This window comes from Bacteroides mediterraneensis, assembly GCF_025993685.1.
Classification (GTDB): domain Bacteria; phylum Bacteroidota; class Bacteroidia; order Bacteroidales; family Bacteroidaceae; genus Phocaeicola; species Phocaeicola mediterraneensis_A.
Map to the genome: position 1 here is coordinate 2,514,954 of NZ_DAJPEN010000001.1, position 17,855 is coordinate 2,532,808.

At 39.8% G+C, this 17,855-nt stretch carries 11 protein-coding genes; 9 read left to right on the forward strand and 2 right to left on the reverse strand.

What is annotated here, in order from left to right:
- Nucleotides 1–925 precede the first annotated feature (925 nt).
- The 5 genes from OIM59_RS10830 (at nucleotide 926) to OIM59_RS10850 (ending at nucleotide 7,757) form a co-directional block, all read left to right on the forward strand.
- Entirely contained in the window at nucleotides 926–1,981 is a 1,056-nt protein-coding gene (locus tag OIM59_RS10830) for an MBL fold metallo-hydrolase (protein WP_303896658.1), read from the forward strand.
- A gap of 10 nt (nucleotides 1,982–1,991) precedes the next feature.
- The gene (locus tag OIM59_RS10835; protein WP_303896660.1) at nucleotides 1,992–3,116 is read left to right on the forward strand and encodes a serine protease; all 1,125 of its coding nucleotides are present in this window, start codon (nucleotides 1,992–1,994) and stop codon (nucleotides 3,114–3,116) included.
- On the forward strand, nucleotides 3,113–3,553 hold the full coding sequence (locus OIM59_RS10840) for a hypothetical protein (protein WP_303896661.1): 441 nt from the start codon (nucleotides 3,113–3,115) through the stop codon (nucleotides 3,551–3,553). Before OIM59_RS10835 ends, OIM59_RS10840 begins: the two co-directional genes overlap by 4 nt.
- Before the next feature lie 4 nt (nucleotides 3,554–3,557).
- Entirely contained in the window at nucleotides 3,558–5,651 is a 2,094-nt protein-coding gene (locus tag OIM59_RS10845; RefSeq protein WP_303896663.1) for an AAA family ATPase, read from the forward strand.
- 603 nt (nucleotides 5,652–6,254) lie between these two features.
- Complete coding sequence (locus OIM59_RS10850) at nucleotides 6,255–7,757, forward strand: IS1182 family transposase (RefSeq protein ID WP_303896664.1); 1,503 nt, start codon at nucleotides 6,255–6,257, stop codon at nucleotides 7,755–7,757.
- Nucleotides 7,758–7,937: 180 nt separating this feature from the next.
- On the opposite strand, the gene OIM59_RS10855 is transcribed toward OIM59_RS10850, so the two are convergent.
- On the reverse strand, nucleotides 7,938–9,779 hold the full coding sequence (locus OIM59_RS10855; protein ID WP_303896666.1) for a RagB/SusD family nutrient uptake outer membrane protein: 1,842 nt from the start codon (nucleotides 9,777–9,779) through the stop codon (nucleotides 7,938–7,940).
- A gap of 11 nt (nucleotides 9,780–9,790) precedes the next feature.
- Nucleotides 9,791–12,985 (reverse strand): TonB-dependent receptor, encoded by a 3,195-nt coding sequence (locus tag OIM59_RS10860; protein ID WP_303898208.1) that lies wholly within the window; start codon nucleotides 12,983–12,985, stop codon nucleotides 9,791–9,793.
- A gap of 352 nt (nucleotides 12,986–13,337) precedes the next feature.
- Between OIM59_RS10860 and OIM59_RS10865 the strand changes: the two genes are divergently transcribed.
- The 4 genes from OIM59_RS10865 (at nucleotide 13,338) to tnpB (ending at nucleotide 17,803) form a co-directional block, all read left to right on the forward strand.
- Complete coding sequence (locus OIM59_RS10865) at nucleotides 13,338–15,902, forward strand: beta-N-acetylglucosaminidase domain-containing protein (protein WP_303896668.1); 2,565 nt, start codon at nucleotides 13,338–13,340, stop codon at nucleotides 15,900–15,902.
- 268 nt (nucleotides 15,903–16,170) lie between these two features.
- Entirely contained in the window at nucleotides 16,171–16,821 is a 651-nt protein-coding gene (locus tag OIM59_RS10870; RefSeq protein WP_299170100.1) for an SH3 domain-containing protein, read from the forward strand.
- 276 nt (nucleotides 16,822–17,097) lie between these two features.
- Complete coding sequence (locus tag OIM59_RS10875; protein ID WP_303896671.1) at nucleotides 17,098–17,451, forward strand: IS66 family insertion sequence element accessory protein TnpB; 354 nt, start codon at nucleotides 17,098–17,100, stop codon at nucleotides 17,449–17,451.
- A complete protein-coding gene (gene tnpB / locus OIM59_RS10880) occupies nucleotides 17,435–17,803 on the forward strand; it encodes an IS66 family insertion sequence element accessory protein TnpB (RefSeq protein WP_303896672.1) in 369 nt (122 codons plus the stop codon). Before OIM59_RS10875 ends, tnpB begins: the two co-directional genes overlap by 17 nt.
- Nucleotides 17,804–17,855: the final 52 nt, after the last annotated feature.

A 17,855-nucleotide genomic window follows, 5' to 3' on the forward strand; every position in this document is an offset into this window, starting at 1 on the left:
GTGGAGATTTTTCGACAAAAAATTTGAGTTCCTAATCCCGTCTTTACCTTTGCCCCAAGCAACGAAAATGACACCTGATGCCGTCCTGGATGGCGGCATGGAAACAGAGGCATACGCATAGAGAGGCGGAAAGGAAAAGGGAACAGAGGTATTGGCGTGCAGCGCCATGTGGATGGATTAAGGGCGGTGCTACAACTAAGGGGAAAGTTGGCTTTCCGACCGCCGTGTGGAAGTCCTGTAACCGTCATTGTCATGCGTGCATGGCTTGCGGTTACTGGTGTTCCTCCGGTTGTACATTGTCGTAAAACAGGATTGTCTGCCGTTGCTTTGTCTGCAATGAAAGGCAAACTGGTTTTACGACACGAGGCATTGTAGCCGAAAAATGGTCACAAGAACAGATCCACGCCTGGCGTGTCCTGTAGAAGTGGCATTTTCGGCTACTTGTATATGGATGAAATAATGACTGTAAGAACGGTTTTGACCGTTTTAGTACAAGCATATATAAGAAGTGCCCACGGCGATGGCAGTGTCATTTATGGCATTGTGGTTGCTGTGGGCTTTTCTTTTGCTTGTACTGTTTCTGAAATCGGCTTTTGCGTGTCAGGCTGAAGCGGTTTTCAGAAGGGATTATAGAACGATGTAAAAAACATAAAAAAGAGACTACAATTTGGAATTATAAACAGGAAAATGTTGTAAATCCTATTTTAATTTATCAAATTGTTTTTTTGTACTATTAGTTTATTAGTCATTCGCTTGTTGAATAAAACATAAATAACAAACTTATTTTTACTAGGAGTCATAACTGTAACTTATTTTTAATTGTTATATTTCTCACAATATCCAAACATTGACAATAAAACTTTTATTATTAGTGAATTAGCTCTATCTTTGTAGAAGATTTCAAAAAAAGGTAAATATCGGAGTTATGCGACATATAGAAATGCTGAAAGCACTTCATGGGGATGCCTTTATTTTATATTGTAGAAAAGGAAACAATAATGGCATTGTAGTAGTTGATGGAGGTCCTGTTCAAGACTCATTTAAAATAGTAAATAGGCTTGAAGAGTTGGGAACCATTGACCTCATGGTTTTGACACATTATGATGATGACCATATTGGAGGTATATTAGCTTATGTTAAAAAACATCGAAATGATAAACCTTTTCCGATAAAAGAAATGTGGGTAAATTGTGCTTACCAAGTACCATTTAATGTTTCGCCTAATATATCAATGGGACAAGCAAAAAAATTAGCAGATGAATTAACTCGTATTAATTCTAATCTTCAGGATTCTGGATACCCTATTATAAAATGGGAAAAACCTGTGATAGCTGGCGAAAAAAGATCTTTTCCATTTGCAGATTTTCATATACTATCTCCAACTAAATACATAAAAGAATTAAATGACATTAATTATTCGAAAGAAATTGCGAATATCTCTAAAAAAAAGAATCGGCAGCAAGAAGCTATAAAAACATCATTATTGGATTTATCGCAGAATCGTAAAACAAACCCCAGCGAGAATAATAAGCAAGAAGTGATTAATTGGTCCTCTATTGCATTTATTACAATCTGTGATGATTATAGTGTATTAATGTTAGGTGATAGTTATCCTTGTACTATTATTGATTCTCTGAAGCAAGAAGGCTATAATAGTAATGATTGTCGTTTGATAGTGGACTATGTTAAGGTTTCACATCATGGTAGTTGCAAGAATATAAATAATGAAATGTTGGATATGATAGAGTGTAATAAGTTTATATTGTCTACCAATGGAGGAGCAGGTCGTTCATGTCATCCAGACAGAGAGTCTATTGCCAATATTGTTTGCCATGAGAAACGGAATAAATTAATACCTGTGGAATTTTATTTTAATTACAAAAAGGATAAAATAGAAAAAAGAGGTTATAAGTTTATTAACGAAGGAGAAGATAATGAATATTCTTTTGTCATCTATGATGATATACAAATATTACCTTAATAATTAGAAAATGTCACTTATAGAACAAGTTTGCTGTGTTTCTGTTAAGATTTTATGTGAAAATAAAGATAAAACAGATAGCTCTTTAGGTACTGGAACTATTATTTCAGATGGGGACTCCTATTATGTAATGACTGCTGGTCATTGTATAAAAAATAGCCATGATATTGTGTTTGATATTGATGATATAAAAATTATATCATACGCAAAAAATACGCCACAAGAATTATCGTTACTTGAGATTGTTAAACCTGATTTAACTGAAGAAAATGATTTTGCTCTGCTTCGTATTGAAAAGCCAAATATAGATTTTGATTTTTTCAATAATATAAAACGATGTGATGATATACTTGATGAAGAAAATTATTTTTTTTATGGATTCAATGATAAAGCAGATACAGGTCGTAAATACGAATTACAGCGTAATGGTAAAGCAAGATGGCATCTTATTAATGATATTATAGTTAACCAACCATTAACAGCTGAGGATATAATGGGGGGAAATTCTGGTGCAGGTGTCTTTTTTAGGAAATTAGATATATATTACTATGTCGGATATGTAAAACGCTTATTTGATGAAGATGGAAACCAAAATGATATTATTATTTACCCTGCATCACGATTTGATGATATTCTAGCACCTGTTACTAAAGAGGTAAATTTTTTTAATTTAGTTGATAAGTGGACTGAGTTGGAAAATAAGGAGATAGACGAAGAGTTGAAAAAAATATATCAAAAAGAGAATGTGCTTTATCTGAATAATCTAAAAAGAAAAATGGATGTGTTATTTTCGCATCCTGAAGAAGCTCAAGATAATTACAACTCTTATCTTGATCATTATTTTCGTGGTCTTAGCTTAAATTCGGAAATTAATAAAACACCTTATATTGCAGAAAAGTTAAGGAATAAAGATTTGAAAGTGTTTAAAAATTGCCAAGAACTTAGGAGTAAATATTTTTCGGCAGATAAAGATGCAAGAGATGATTTAAAAGAAATTAGGAACCAGATAATTAAAGCTGCATCTGATATACTTTACACAGATGACAAAGAGCAAACGCTATCTAAAGTATATGCTAATTACAGCATTGCTGAAAAATTATTAATATGTTCACTTGATTACAAAGATACTCTATGATAACTAAGATATTTACTCCTAAGGAAAACTTAATTGTGACAACTTCAACACCTTTGTATAAACTTGTTGCAATTATTTTGATTGTAAACAAATTTAATGCAATATCTGTATCTAAACTTCAAGTTTATATGTGGGGATTGCAGAATAAGGAAAATCAGAAAAAATTGAGAATATGGAAAGAGCAAGATAGGGTGACTGAAGTACCTTGGATGTTAGAAAATGATATTATGCCTATTATTTCTCAATGCATTGATAACCATTTTTTGAAGTTAGAAACGAATAAAAGTAAGAAAGTTGTTGTTTCTCTGGGTCTTAATGCGAATCATTTTTTACAAGAAATAAAAAAGTTGGAACTAGTTAATGAATTAAATAACAGTCTAACTTATATTGGAAATTTGACTGATAAAATGTTGGAAAATATTGAATTTGATTTTTAGAATTATGGTACATATTGATAAAATTAATATTTCTATATCTGCACATGCTTATAATGATTCAAATAATATTAAGCATTTTGGTCGGATTTTAGATTTTAAAAATGGGTTGAATTTGGTTGTTGGAGATAATACTTCTGGTAAAACAACTATCGCAAGATGCCTCTTTTATTGTCTAGGTATGGAGGAACTTATAGATGGAAAGACTGGAACAGGGGCTATGGATAAATCTGTAAAAGATGTTTTTAGATATAATGATCCTGATAGTGGAGACCATGAATGGTATGTACTTTCTTCGTATGTAATGATACAGTTGTCTAATTCAAAAAAAGAAATTATCACAATACGAAGGAATATCAAATGTGATGGATTAAGAGATAATATCTTGTATGTATGGAAAACCCCAATGACGAATGATATGAAACTTAATACGAGTAGAGAGTATTACATACATCGAGAAAATGACCATAATGTAGAATTTTGTAACGGATTTTATGCACTTCTCTCTAATTTTTCAGAACTTCCTTTAAAAATAGTTACGGCAAGAAATACAGATAAGGGGACCATACTCTATATGCAGACTTTATTTGCTTTGACTTATATAGAACAAACACGTGGTTGGTCAGATTTTTTTGCAAATATACGGTCTTTTAATATTATGAATCCTAAACAGCGTATTATAGAATATGCTATGGGATATGAATCGAATGATAACTTGATTACTCCAGATAAACTTAAAGAGAGAAGAAAGTCTTTGGAGGAAGAATGGAATACTTTAACGAATGATTTTATCAGTTATTTGACTTATAACGAACTTTTCGTAGTAGGGCTAATGCCAGCATTATCCAAACAGAAAGTGGCTCTTGAAGAATTACGTTATGGGATACGTGATGCAGATTGCAGTATGGAAGATTATATTAAACGATTGCAACAATCTGTATCTGCGTTGGAAAGTAAACAGAATGCAATAAAGACTGCTAAAGATAATAATGAATATTTGGAAGTTCTAAAGAAGTACCAAATACATAAAGAGGAATATGAGAAATTTTGTATAAACCTCGTTATGGAAATAGAAAAATTGAATAATATAAAAAAACAAGTTACTGAAATTGAACATGAAGTTAAAAGATATTCTAGTTTAATTCAGGTTAATAATATTGTGAATGATTTAGATGTAAAAGAATGTCCAACTTGCCACCAAATTCTTCCTATAAATAATGGCCATCGGTTTACAATACTTCCTGAACAAATAGAAGAAAGTAAGAATGTATTGAAGATGCAAAAGAAATTTCTTTCGCCAATGGTAGATAAGATAGAAAGGTCTGTCAAGAATAAGGAATTAAATAAGTTGTACCTAGAAAAACAATTATCCGTAGAGTTGGAACAACTGAAAATGCTGGCAGAGTTAAATAATGTAAATCTGAATCCACTTTCTATTGCAGAACAATTTGAACTTGTAAATAATAGAGCAAAAATTGCGGCTCTAAGTAGTGTAAAATCTCATATTGAAACTGTGATTAAAAAACTTAATATAATTAAGGATAACTATATTTCAATCTGTGATGAAATTAAAGCTCTTAAAAATCAAGATGCAATTGAAAATCCTATAAATATTCAGCTGAATCGTTTTAAAGAATATCTTTACAAATTTAATTATACTAGCAATCGCTTATCACAGATTTTCTTCAAAGAGGATGATACAATATATAAGTATTTTCCAATTGTTCAGCATAGTGAAAATATAGAGGAAGATATCAGATCTGATTCATCTGCTTCAGATTTCATTAGATGTTTATGGGCGTATTATATTACTTTACTTGCTATAGGGCCCAACCATCCAGGTTTTCTTGTGATGGATGAGCCTTGCCAACATTCTATGAAGGAGCAAAGTCTTAAAAATCTTTTTGAGGAATGTGCAAAATTATCAGATAAACAAATAATATTATTTTGTTCCTCACAACCGCATACAGAAGAACTTGATTTGAATAACAGAAAACAAGATAATCCTAAAAATATCATAGAATCTTTAGTTATGGCTCTCCATAATTTGAAAATTCATTATCAGGATATTGATCCGAAAGCTATAATTGCTTGTGTGTAATTCATTTATTGTGGGCATTAATAAAAGCTTTATAATACAAATAGTCCCGATTGAGTACGATTCGTTTATATTCTACTTTAAATCGGGACTAATAACATTAATATCTATCTATTAGAGATAGCTTTGTTTTTTTATGCAAAAGTTCAATTATATCCTTTATCCTTATTGCTATGAGAAAATAAAATGTTAACTTTGTAATGTAATGATGAAGTTTAGACAAGCGAAAGTCTATGAGTGACATAAAAAGACAGTTTTCAGTTACTAAATCGTTACACTTGAAAATTTGAACTGAATTAAAACGATGATTTACATAGACTTAAGAGAGAAAGGTTCATAATCCTGTCTCTCCGCTGAAACCTAAGACATTAAGTAGTCAAATTAAGACAAGTCCCGTAAAATCAACGTTTTACGGGACTTTTTCTATTTATCCGGTGAACAACCGAAAGACAAAAAAGAGGCCGTCTCAAAATGAAATATAATTTGAGATGGCCTTTTTTGTGTCTGCAAAAAAAATCGGGCAAGCCCAAACTTCGCTCAGTCAGGACTTGCCCGTCTCCCTAATTTTTCGTATCTTAGGGAATCAAGCAATATATTCCAAAGATAATGTTTAAAAACTATACCTCCAACGATAATCTGCTTTTACCTCCGTGTTTAGGCGATTTTATTCCCCAGAACGATCCGGTCCGGGTTGTTCACCGTATCATTGAACAGATCAGCCTGGAAGAACTTTACCGCAAGTACTCCGTCAAAGGCTGTCCGGCCTACCATCCCCGCATGATGCTGCAGATTCTGGTATATGCCTATCTGCGCAATATCTATTCCAGCCGCCGCATTGAGGAGTTCTGCCGCAATGACATCCGCTTCATGTGGCTGACCGGTACCAGGGTGCCTGACCACAACACCATCAACCGTTTTCGCAGCAGCCGGCTGAAGGATGTGCTCAAGACCGTCTTCGCCACCATCGTGAAGTTCCTCGTGGCGGAGGGCTTTGTAAGTCTGGACGTGGCCTGCACCGACGGGACGAAGATGGAGGCGAACGCCAACCGTTATACGTTCGTCTGGGGCAAGTCCATCCACACCCGCATCTCCAGAATTGCGGAACAGCTTGAGGAGATATGGCGGTACGCCGAGTCCGTCACCAAGCAGGAGCTGCGCGACTCCGCTCCCGTCACTTACCAGGACATCACCCCCGAGAAGGTGGAAAGGGCGCTGGAACAGATACATGAAGCTCTGGAGGGAACGGATGCGGACCGGAAAGTGAAGGCCAAGGTCCGGCGCGTGAGGAAGGCATGGCCCGAACAGCTGAAGAAATACGAATCCCAGGGAAAGATTCTCGACGGGCGCAACAGCTACTCCAAGACAGACCCCGACGCCACGTTCATGCGGATGAAGGAGGACCACATGAGGAACGGGCAGCTCAAGCCCGGATACAACCCGCAGGTCAGTACCAACGGACAGTTCATCCTGAACTATACCCTCCACCAGTGTGCCGGTGACACCTCCACCTATCCCCTGCACATGGAAGACTTCCATTCCCTTTACGGCAGATATCCTGACGTGTCCGTCTGTGACGCCGGGTACGGAAGTGAGGAGAACTACCTGTACGCCTTCAGGCATGGCATTGAAACCTTCATAAAGTACAACTATTTCCACAAGGAACAGAAAAGGAGCTTCAGGAATGACCCGTTCCTGTCTGCCAACTTCTATTATAATGAAGAAACCGACGGCATGTACTGTCCGATGGGACAGAGGATGGAAAGACTCTCCGATGTAAAGCGGACGACAGACAACGGTTTTGTACAGACCATCTCAAGGTACAGGGCACGGAACTGCAAGGGCTGCCCGTTAAGATGCCGGTGTCACAGAAGCCGGTCGGAAAGGATTGTGCAGGTAAACCACAGGCTGAGGAAAATCAAGGAAAGGGAACGTGAGAAACTCCTTTCTGCGGAAGGTCTTAAATACCGGAGCCAGCGGCCGCAGGATGTGGAAGCCGTATTTGGAAACCTCAAGAACAACAAGCACTTCAAGAGGTTCCATCTCCGTGGGCTGAAAAAGGTGGAAATTGAATTTGGCCTGCTGGCCATAGCGCATAATCTTCAAAAGTAGCCTCTTAGGAGGCTTCTGACAGGAGAAAAACGGTGTAAAACGATGAAATCTGTAGAAGGAAACTTGTAAATTCTTTTTGAGGAAAATCCAAACGACTTCAATCTGATATGAAACGACAGAGGCCATCTCAAGGTTCATTTTGAGACGGCCTCTTTTTCTTTTACTTTCATCAAGAACGAATTACCATCCAGGATTTTGTTTCCATAATCCATCCATCACATTCAACATATTCTCCTGGATAGGTTGCAGATAATCTCTGTTAGACTTAAACTGCCATCCCTCCGGCATTGAAGAAGGAGGTACTGGCAAAATATAACGAAGGGCATCTCCCGGATTTCCCGTCAGGAACAGGTTATTGTCACTTGCCAAATCGTATTTCAGTTCTGAACCATAATGCTGTGGCAAATTACTACCAACAAACAATGCCCCCATGGGAACCTTACCTATAATAAGTTCCTCAGCTGCAGCCCAGCGCAAGATATCTTTCAACCGTTTTCCCTCCAAAGCAGTTTCAACTCTTCTTTCACGACGAACAGCCTGCACATATTTGTTCAAATTCTTGAAAGGATAACTTGCGTCTGTGTTATACTCCCTGTCAAAATCTACGTCAGGCATCCCGGCACGAGCACGCAATGGCTGCAACACTCTCTTAATTTCAGCAGCGTTAGCCTCACCGTTCTGCTCAGCCAAAGCTTCCGCATGATTCAACAGGATGTCTGCATAACGGAACTGGATAGCCGGAGTCGTTCCTTTGTATTCACTGATATAATCTCCTGCACAGTCTATTTCTACATGTTTGAGCATCACATAACCTGTAAGATTTGTTCCAAACGCTGTACCATCTCCAGCCAATGAGGGCCACTGAAGTATATATGGATTACCATCCCTTTCCGGTTTCATGCGTTGACCAGGAAATGCTACTGTTTGAGCCAATCGCGGGTCACGGTTAGCCGGATTCAGTTCATCAGGATAGTTTTTCTTCAACTCCAGCAACTCATTGCCCAATAAGGGTCTGCCATCTCTCGACAAATAATCGTCTACCAGCGAAGCACATATACCAATATTTCCACCTCCTGTATTCAAATAACGGGTCACACTGTTTCCTACCTTGTCACCATCGTACATTTTAAACCACAAGATTTCCGGATTGGTCGTAAGATCCGGGGTATCAAAAAGCTTACGATAGTCACTACTGATATCTCCCGTATTATAAATCTTCCAAACGCCTCGCGCTTCCACTTCCTGACAAGCTTTGATTGCCGTTTCAAGATAACTTTCAATCTTCGCATTCAAATCAGCTTCACTCAAAGTATAATCATAGAATTTTTCAGATTTATCCTTTTCTTTTGCATAATGATAGCGTTCCCACGTAGCTTCAAACAAGGCTACTTCACTGATCAATGCACGAGCCACATCCCGATGGAGTCTCATGGAAGATGAGTTATTCTGTTCACCCATCAAATCTCTGGCATTACCCAAATCCTCAAGAATCTTGTCGACAATGAACGTACGGCTTTCCCGTGGCAGCATCATTTCCTCCAGATTCGGATTCAAAGGTTTATCTACCCATGCCAGTTCTCCATAATCAATAAACATTCTATAATAATACCATGCACGGAAGTACAACGCTTCTCCCTTGAGTTGGTTATATTCCACACTACCCTTCTCGGGGCAATTTTCGATATTATTAAGCAGATAGTTTATATCCCTGATATAGGTATAGTTTGACAATTCAACAGCATTGCTTAATGCGGTTTGCCCCATCAATCGTGTGTTAGCCGCCATACTGCTCATGTTGTCACTGTCATAATCCTGACCCGCGATACCACCGCCGCCACCGGCCATGAATCCTTGCCCTATCAAGCCACTTTCATAATAACGGTCTACATAATTTCTTATTTCGCCCACACTCTGAAACGGGTCTGCCGTAGAAAGTACCCCTTCCGGCATCTTATCCAAATCATAACATCCGGTCAATCCAAAGGAAAAAGCCAACGCTAAAAGTATATTTATTTTTTTCATATATCAATGTATTATAAGTTAACAATCAGACCTACAGACAAAACCTTGTTCATCGGATAGTTCTTACCTCCTTCTGAAGTATAGGTATTGGAAGTAAATATAGCTTCCGGATCAAACATACCCTTCAGTTTGGTGAAAGTCAACAAATTTTCGCCAGAGAAGAACACCTGTACTTTCTGCAAAGCCAATTTCTTCACCCATACATCAGGCAATGTATAACTCAATGTAAGGTTCTTCAATCTGCAATATGCTGCATTCTGCAAATAACGGTCGGTCGGCTGTATATTCTTATTCTGGAAAGGTGCTACTCCACCTGCACTATTAATATAAGGTTTCGGATAATAAGCACCCGGATTATCCGGACGCCAATAGTCCATGTGTTCCTTGAACACGGTAACCTGTGCAAAAGAGCTGAAGCCCCAGAAATACACTCCGCTCGGATTCCAATCACGTTTGCCTACTCCCTGGAACATCAAACTCAAACTCAATCCTTTCCAGCTGATTGACCCATTTACGGTATATTGATAACGAGGAGTAGTGTTACCGATGACCGTCATATCACCCATATTACCCAACAAGTTACTTCCACGGTCTATAATTTTTCTTCCATCTTCACCTACTTTTCCATCAAGATCCACATATTTCACATCTCCTGGCTCCCAAAGTTTTCCACTAAAGTAAGTCATGTCATACGCTTTATTATATGCATCGGCTTCTTCTTGCGTCTGTATCAGTCCATCCGTACGATACCCCCATATTTCTCCGTAGGTTTTACCTGTATACCAAGTGTTTGCGGGATTACTTTCTTCTGACGAATATTGCATAACTTTAGTCACTGCATCCGAAACAGATCCACCAATACTATAATCAATATCACTACCAATCTTACCTCTATAGTTCAACGATAGTTCCCATCCTCTGTCACGCAAATTGGCGTTGTTTTCCTGAGGAGCTGATGCACCAAACATATCCGGAAACTCATACCCAGGTCCCAACATATCTTTCGTATCTCGCTGGAAAATATCCAAAGTACCCGTCAAGGCATTGCCAAAGAAACCAAAGTCAAGACCGATATTCTTACTTTCCACCTTCTCCCATGTAGTATTGGGATTTACTACGGCCGGAGGATTCGTGTACATGTGACGGCCATCGCTAAATATATAGTTGCCCAGACTACCATTGATACTCATTGTAGAAGCAAACGTATACAATGCCGCATTGGCTTGATTTCCCAATAATCCGTAAGAAGCTCTCAGTTTCAGATTTGACAAGAATCCTTCAGCCTTCTGCATGAATTTTTCACGATGAATATTCCATCCCAATGATACAGAAGGGAAAAAACCCCATCTGCTGTGACTGGCAAAACGTGAAGAACCGTCATAACGTCCGTTCACTTCCACAAGATATTTCCCGTCAAAATCATAATTGATACGACCGAAGAATCCTCGTGTGGCCCACCCATTACGTGTATCAACCACAATCTTATCACCCGTACCCATACTGACATTTGGATTAGCTGTAGAATACAGCCCGGTAATCGAATTCTTCATCCAGCTAAAATCATTGTTTTCTTCCTGGTAACCAGCCATAACTGTAAAGTTATGCTTATCAGCCAATGAAAACATGTAGTTGGTATAAAGATTGATACTCTGATATCTTGTATTGGCATACGCACGCGTAAACTGACCGTCAGCCGATACACCCAATTCAGAACGCGCCACCTTAGTCAACGTCACACCATCTTGTTCATAAATATATGGAGCTACATTTAAAGCCTCATACTCCATATTCTCTTGTTTATAAGTATAATCAAAGAAAATAAACCAATTCTTGACTGGCTGGAACTCCAGTCCTGTAGTAAAATTGAAACGGTCATTCTGTGTATCGGTATATGTTCCACTTTGCAAATAAGGCACCATTGACAATTCTGTAAAATGTCCATTTGGATCTATTGGAGACACTGTAGGACGGAAACGTGCCAAGCTATGATAAAAACCTTCCGACAGACCTCCGTCAAGAGATACTCCATTAACTGTTCCCTGATTGAATGGCGTTTTATTGTCCGAATGCATGTATTTAGCATTAAACTTCAATTTCATCCATTTGGTCAGTTCTGACGTAATATTTGCATTCACCGTATAACGGGCATAATCCATATCTGCATACCTCAATATGCCATCTTCATTATAATAACCCGCAGAAACATAATACTGAGCCTTCTTATTGCCACCACTGAAACTTAAATTGTGACTTTGCTTGAAACTGAAATTCTTGTAATGCAAATCAAAATAATCCGTGTTACCCAAACCAAGTTCAGAGTTCTCAAAGGCCGCATTCAGCGATTGGCCGGGTTTCAAATCAGCCCACGGATTCATACTTGAAGGATCTCTCATATATTGCTCCAACTGAGCTATCTTTTCTGCAGAATAAGCTCTATTCCCCGCACCGGCATTATTGACTCCATCATTCCAGAATTTCACAAAATCAAGTGAATTCACCATATCAGGCAACACAGTAGGGGTACTCCATCCTACACTCCCTTGATAATTGGCGCGCATTTTTCCTTCTTTACCTTTTTTGGTAGTAACGAGAATCACACCATAAGCTGCACGAGCTCCATATATAGAACAAGCTGCCGCATCTTTTAATACAGAAATGTTTTCTATATCATTGGGATTTACATCAGACAATTCCATTTCTACTCCATCCACCAAAATATACGGAGAAGCATTTCCAGACAGATTTCCCTGACCACGTAAAGTCAACGTACCTGTAGCACCCGGTCTGCCGGAACTATTATTACTTACCGTCAAGCCCGGCACCATACCTTGTAAACCTTGTGTGGCATCTGCTATAGGACGAGTTTCAAAGGCGTCACCTTTTACAGAAGAAACAGCACCAGTAAGGTTGACCTTTTTCTGCACACCGTAACCTACTACAACAATTTCATCAAGTTCTTCCGTATTACTTTTTAAGGTAATTCTAAGGTCTGTACCATTCCATACAGCTTCCACATTCTTATAACCGACAAAAGAAATGACAATCACATCTCCTTTTTTCACATTTGGAATAGAAAAGTTGCCATCCAAATCGGTAATGGTTCCATTGGAAGTCCCTTTCACCAAAACCGACGCACCTATCACACTTTCACCGCTTTCATCCAAAACAACTCCTTTACACTGATTTTCCTGTTGAGACACACGCATTCTGACTGCTTCTGAATGAGTTTCAGCATGAATGTAACCAACCGAGAATCCTGACAACAACATGGTTATTGCCATGAGTTTAAACTCTGTTCTTTTCATAGACTAATTTTAAGTTAACAATATGATTCATTAGACGGTTTCAAATATAATTATTAAATATTAATATACCAATAAATAATTAAATATATTTCAAATAAATGTTTTACTTAATGTTCTTTCTTTACACAGCATTGAAAGAAAGAAAAGTTACAATCCACATATAGTATTTGCATGATTCAGAAACAAATCGTATCTTTGAATCAAAGTTTTAAGCAAGCAAACACCTTGTATTTACCCAAAAACATCAACTTTTATGAAAATGAATCATTATGCAAAATGTGTGACTGCCGGACTCTTGTGTACATTCATGTACGGAAACCTGTCGGCGCAAGAGACAGACTTTGACCTTTCATCCCAACGTTCTGAAAAGCAGGATGTACAGGCTGTTCCCGGAAAGAAGATAGACCACCAGGGCCTCATCCTCAATCCAACACCTCATCTGTTAAAAGTAAACGAAAACAGCATCTGCCCAATTTCACAAGGTATTAAACTGAAAGGCAAGCAGCAGAAATTTGCAGCCTATCTTGATTTTCTGACAGCAAATAAAAAAGGAATCAAACTTACCATCGACTTCGGACAGAAAACAGCCCGAAAAGCTCAGGTAAAAGAAGTCTCCGGAGCTTATTCACTCATTATCAGTCCAAAGGAAATCATCCTTACCGGATACGATGAACGAGGGGTATTTTACGGCATCCAGACATTGAAACAGTTGGCAGAAAGCCCGGTTTCAGCCAACGGAACACTGCCCTGCATGGAAATCAACGATTATCCGGACCTGCCCAACCGGGGAGTGGTGGAAGGTTTCTACGGCACGCCCTGGTCACACGAAGTACGCCTGTCGCTGATTGACTTCTACGGCAAGTTCAAGATGAATACCTATTTATACGGCCCTAAAGACGACCCCTATCACAGCTGCCCGAACTGGCGTCTGCCCTATCCGGAAAAAGAGGCACAACACATCAAGGAACTGGTGGATGCCAGCAACCGGAATTATGTGGACTTCGTGTGGGCCATCCATCCGGGGCAGGATATCAAATGGAATGAAGAGGACTATCATAACCTGCTTCAGAAATTCAACTGGATGTACGATTTGGGAGTACGGCATTTTGCCATTTTCTTCGATGACATTTCGGGAGAAGGCACCAACCCGCTGAAGCAAACGGAACTGCTGAACCGCCTGACCGAGGAATTTGTGAAAGTAAAAGGAGATGTGTCTCCACTGACGGTCTGCCCGACCGACTACTCCAAACTTTGGGCCAACCCGACCGAAAAAGGAAGCCTGGCCATCTACGGAAAAACACTGAATCCTGAAATAAAGGTTTTCTGGACAGGCGACGTAGTGTGCAGTGACCTGACCCCTGAAACCCTCGACTTCATCAATTCCCGCATCAAGCGTCCGGCTTACTATTGGTGGAACTACCCGGTGACTGACTATATCCGTAATTTCCTACTCCAGGGACCGGTCTACGGACTGGATACCAGCCTGACGGCCCAGGAGACTTGCGGCGTAATCAGCAATCCGATGGAACACGGTGAAGCCTCCAAACTGGCCCTGTATGGAGTGGCCGACTATGCTTGGAACATCGCCGACTACAATGCCATTGACAACTGGGAACGGGGACTGGCCGAACTGGTACCCGATGCAACAGAAGCTTACCGCACTTTTGCCATTCATTCCAGTGATACTGAAAACGGATACCGGCGGGATGAATCGTGGGAAACCCGGACTTTCCGTATTGCCGACTGGAACGATGCGGCAGCCAACGCCCTGGAAGAAGAATTCAAGAAAGTAGAAAGCGTTCCTGCACGCATGGAAAACGGTTGCAAAAACAAGGCTTTGCTCAACGAGCTCCGTCCTTGGCTGACAGAGTTCGGCAAACTGGGCACACGTGGCAAACAGGCCATCGAGCTGGCCCGTATTTACCGTTCCGGTCAGGACGATGCGCTTTTCTGGACGAAATACGTACAAAACATCATGACACCGGAAGACCGGAAAAACTACGAAGCACACAAGTCGGGCACACTGAAACTTCAGCCGTTCTATGAGCATGCGATGGACGACATGGCGCACGGATATCTGAAGAAACTGTCGGGAAAAGTACCAACCGATTATAAAGGTATCGGCTCTTTCAGCAGTGCGCATACCGTACAGACCAAACTGATGTTCGACAATGATTCTACGACTTTCTATACTTCCGGAATCGCCCAGAAACCGAACGACTGGATTGGGGTAGACCTGCGCGACGTACGCGATGTGACGGAAATCTCCATCCTTCAGGGAAGAAATTCCAAAGACGATGTGGACTATTTCGACCATACCGTAGTGGAATGTTCTGCCGATGGACAAAACTGGAAAGCACTCACCGGCGAACTGAACCAGCAATACATCATCCACTGGCAGGGGGCTCCGGAAAAAGCACGCTACGTCCGCCTGAAACGACTGGATTCCAAACGCACCAACTATGCTTCTGTCCGCTCGTTCGACGTAAACCCGCTCCGCCCGGACAACCTCGGCTTTACGCTTGAGGCAGATACACTGAGCAAAGCGGTCTATGCTTTCGACAACAATCTGTCCACTTCTTACCAAAGCACAAAAGCGATTGCTTTTGGAGTAGACAAAGATGTCAAGGCCTATACCTTACTGATGAACCAGTTGTCCACCCCGATAAAATGCGTGCAAGTGGACAAGAAAGGCAAGGTTCTGTCTGAAACCATGATTGAAACTCCTTACGCGAGAATCGAATTGGCCGACAAAAATGTCAGTCAGATTCGTCTGGAAGGAAAAGCGGAAATCTTTGAAATTGTGCCGATAAGATAACACAATCTCAACAATTATATAATTTCCTATAACTACACTATGGCTTATGAAGTAAATTTATCTTATTTCATAAGCCATAATTTCTATCTCCCCATGTAGCGTGAAAACACAAAGCCTTGAATATTTATCCCAAACTTTCTCCTTCATAAAAACAGACATTCTTAAATCAATATTATAAAAAAACAGTATATTTGCCATACGATGTCAGTCCATTGAAACTGACCATAAAAGGGGATAAAACAAATTTAACTATCAAACAAAAAAATCTATGAAAAAAGTATTTTTATCTTTCATGCTTACAGCCTGTTCAGGGGTTTTCTTTTCACTCAACGCACAAGAGTATAAAATACCCGAAAAAGTAGTGATTGTTACCAAACAAAATGTAAATGTTCGTCAAGCCCCACAAACTTCATCAACAGTTGTAGAAAAAGCTTCCAATGGAGCAATGTATGAATTTGTGGCCCAACAAGGTTCTTGGTACGAAGTCAAAGATGTAAAAACCGGGAACACCGCCTATATTTCGACCACAGTGGGACGTGTTTCTGCCGGAAATCAAATTGCCAGAACGGATAAAGGACTGGTAGAGCCCAACGACAATCTACGGTTTGTTTATCAAAGACGAGAAAATATGACCGATGGTGAAAGAATTACCTCCTATGGCTTCTACCAAAAGCAGGAAAAAAATGTTGTGTATGCTATGGTTTCGCAAACTACCAATACTATGACGGGACGCTCATTTACCAGTGAGTTATATTATAAAGGAAAACAAATGGGGTGGTATTTGTTCTTTGATGAAGTGGTAGACATGGATGGTGTAGTACAAACCAAACTGGACACTCCGACAGTAGTATTCTCCAACGGAACACAAGGAGTAATCATAGATGGACAAACTTATAAGAAGACTAGCTATGAATTCTAGTCTATTTTCAAGCAAGAATATTCAGAAGATATCCTAAAAAAAGCTGGTATGCGTGAATGAAATTCCCCAATCATTTATGCATACCAGTTTTAATTATATATCTTCCTTAAAAAAATCATAAAACATTAGCAATCAATAATTTAAAAGTCCATAAAAGCAACAGACAAAACGCTTCGACGCTTTAAGTAAAACGCAAGTGCGTTTAAAGGTAAGCATCCGATAAAATACACATTGTAAAGCCTTCCACTCTTCCGTTACTTTGCCAATAAAAAAGCCATGAAACGAATAATGAGTAAAGAAGAGTTCCTGTCCGTTTATGAAAGACAACAGGCCAGTGGCCTGACCATAAAAGATTTCTGTGAGAATGAGGCCTATTCATCCCCCTGTTTCCATTATTGGAAAAAGAAATTCGGCTTGAGCCGTACTTACACCAGCCATCCGGACAAGCTTCCCGATGATACGTTCATTCCATTGGATCTGCGTCGCAGAGGCAATCTCCCGTCAGGGTCGGGTGGCGACGTAACAATAGAGCTTCCTTCCGGAATCAGGATCCACCTTGACAGCCATGGAAACCCTGAACTGACATTTGGATTGATACACAAATTATGCGGCCATGTTCTGTCTGAATGATACCATGCGCTATTTCCTGTGTCCCGGAAAGACGGACATGCGCAAGGGGATCAATTCTCTGTGCGGAGTGGTTCACGACCAGATGGGACATGACGTCCGTCTGGGCGATGTCTTCATCTTCATAAACAGAAGCAGGACCACCATGAAACTCCTCCATGCTGAAGACGGCGGCATGGTATTGTATGTGAAACGTCTGGAAGAGGGCACGTTCCGGCTGCCGGCCTACGATAGCCGAAGCAGGTCTTATCCGATGGAATGGCGCGACCTGGTCATGATGGTGGAAGGAATCAGTGACAATCCGAACGAGAGGCTGAAAAGGTTGAAAGCCAGTAGAAAGGATGGCTTCTATTGAAAGTTTTTTCATGTATCCGGTTGCGTATCTTCCGAAAAATCAGTATCTTTAC

Coding starts and splice junctions, on each gene's coding strand:
- OIM59_RS10870 (WP_299170100.1), top strand. CDS start 16,171: ATGAAAAAAGTATTTTTATCTTTCATGCTTACAGCCTGTTCAGGGGTT.
- OIM59_RS10845 (WP_303896663.1), top strand. CDS start 3,558: ATGGTACATATTGATAAAATTAATATTTCTATATCTGCACATGCTTAT.
- OIM59_RS10835 (WP_303896660.1), top strand. CDS start 1,992: ATGTCACTTATAGAACAAGTTTGCTGTGTTTCTGTTAAGATTTTATGT.
- OIM59_RS10840 (WP_303896661.1), top strand. CDS start 3,113: ATGATAACTAAGATATTTACTCCTAAGGAAAACTTAATTGTGACAACT.
- OIM59_RS10830 (WP_303896658.1), top strand. CDS start 926: ATGCGACATATAGAAATGCTGAAAGCACTTCATGGGGATGCCTTTATT.
- OIM59_RS10875 (WP_303896671.1), top strand. CDS start 17,098: ATGAAACGAATAATGAGTAAAGAAGAGTTCCTGTCCGTTTATGAAAGA.
- OIM59_RS10865 (WP_303896668.1), top strand. CDS start 13,338: ATGAAAATGAATCATTATGCAAAATGTGTGACTGCCGGACTCTTGTGT.
- OIM59_RS10850 (WP_303896664.1), top strand. CDS start 6,255: ATGTTTAAAAACTATACCTCCAACGATAATCTGCTTTTACCTCCGTGT.
- OIM59_RS10860 (WP_303898208.1), bottom strand. CDS start 12,985: ATGCGTGTGTCTCAACAGGAAAATCAGTGTAAAGGAGTTGTTTTGGAT.
- OIM59_RS10855 (WP_303896666.1), bottom strand. CDS start 9,779: ATGAAAAAAATAAATATACTTTTAGCGTTGGCTTTTTCCTTTGGATTG.
- tnpB (WP_303896672.1), top strand. CDS start 17,435: ATGTTCTGTCTGAATGATACCATGCGCTATTTCCTGTGTCCCGGAAAG.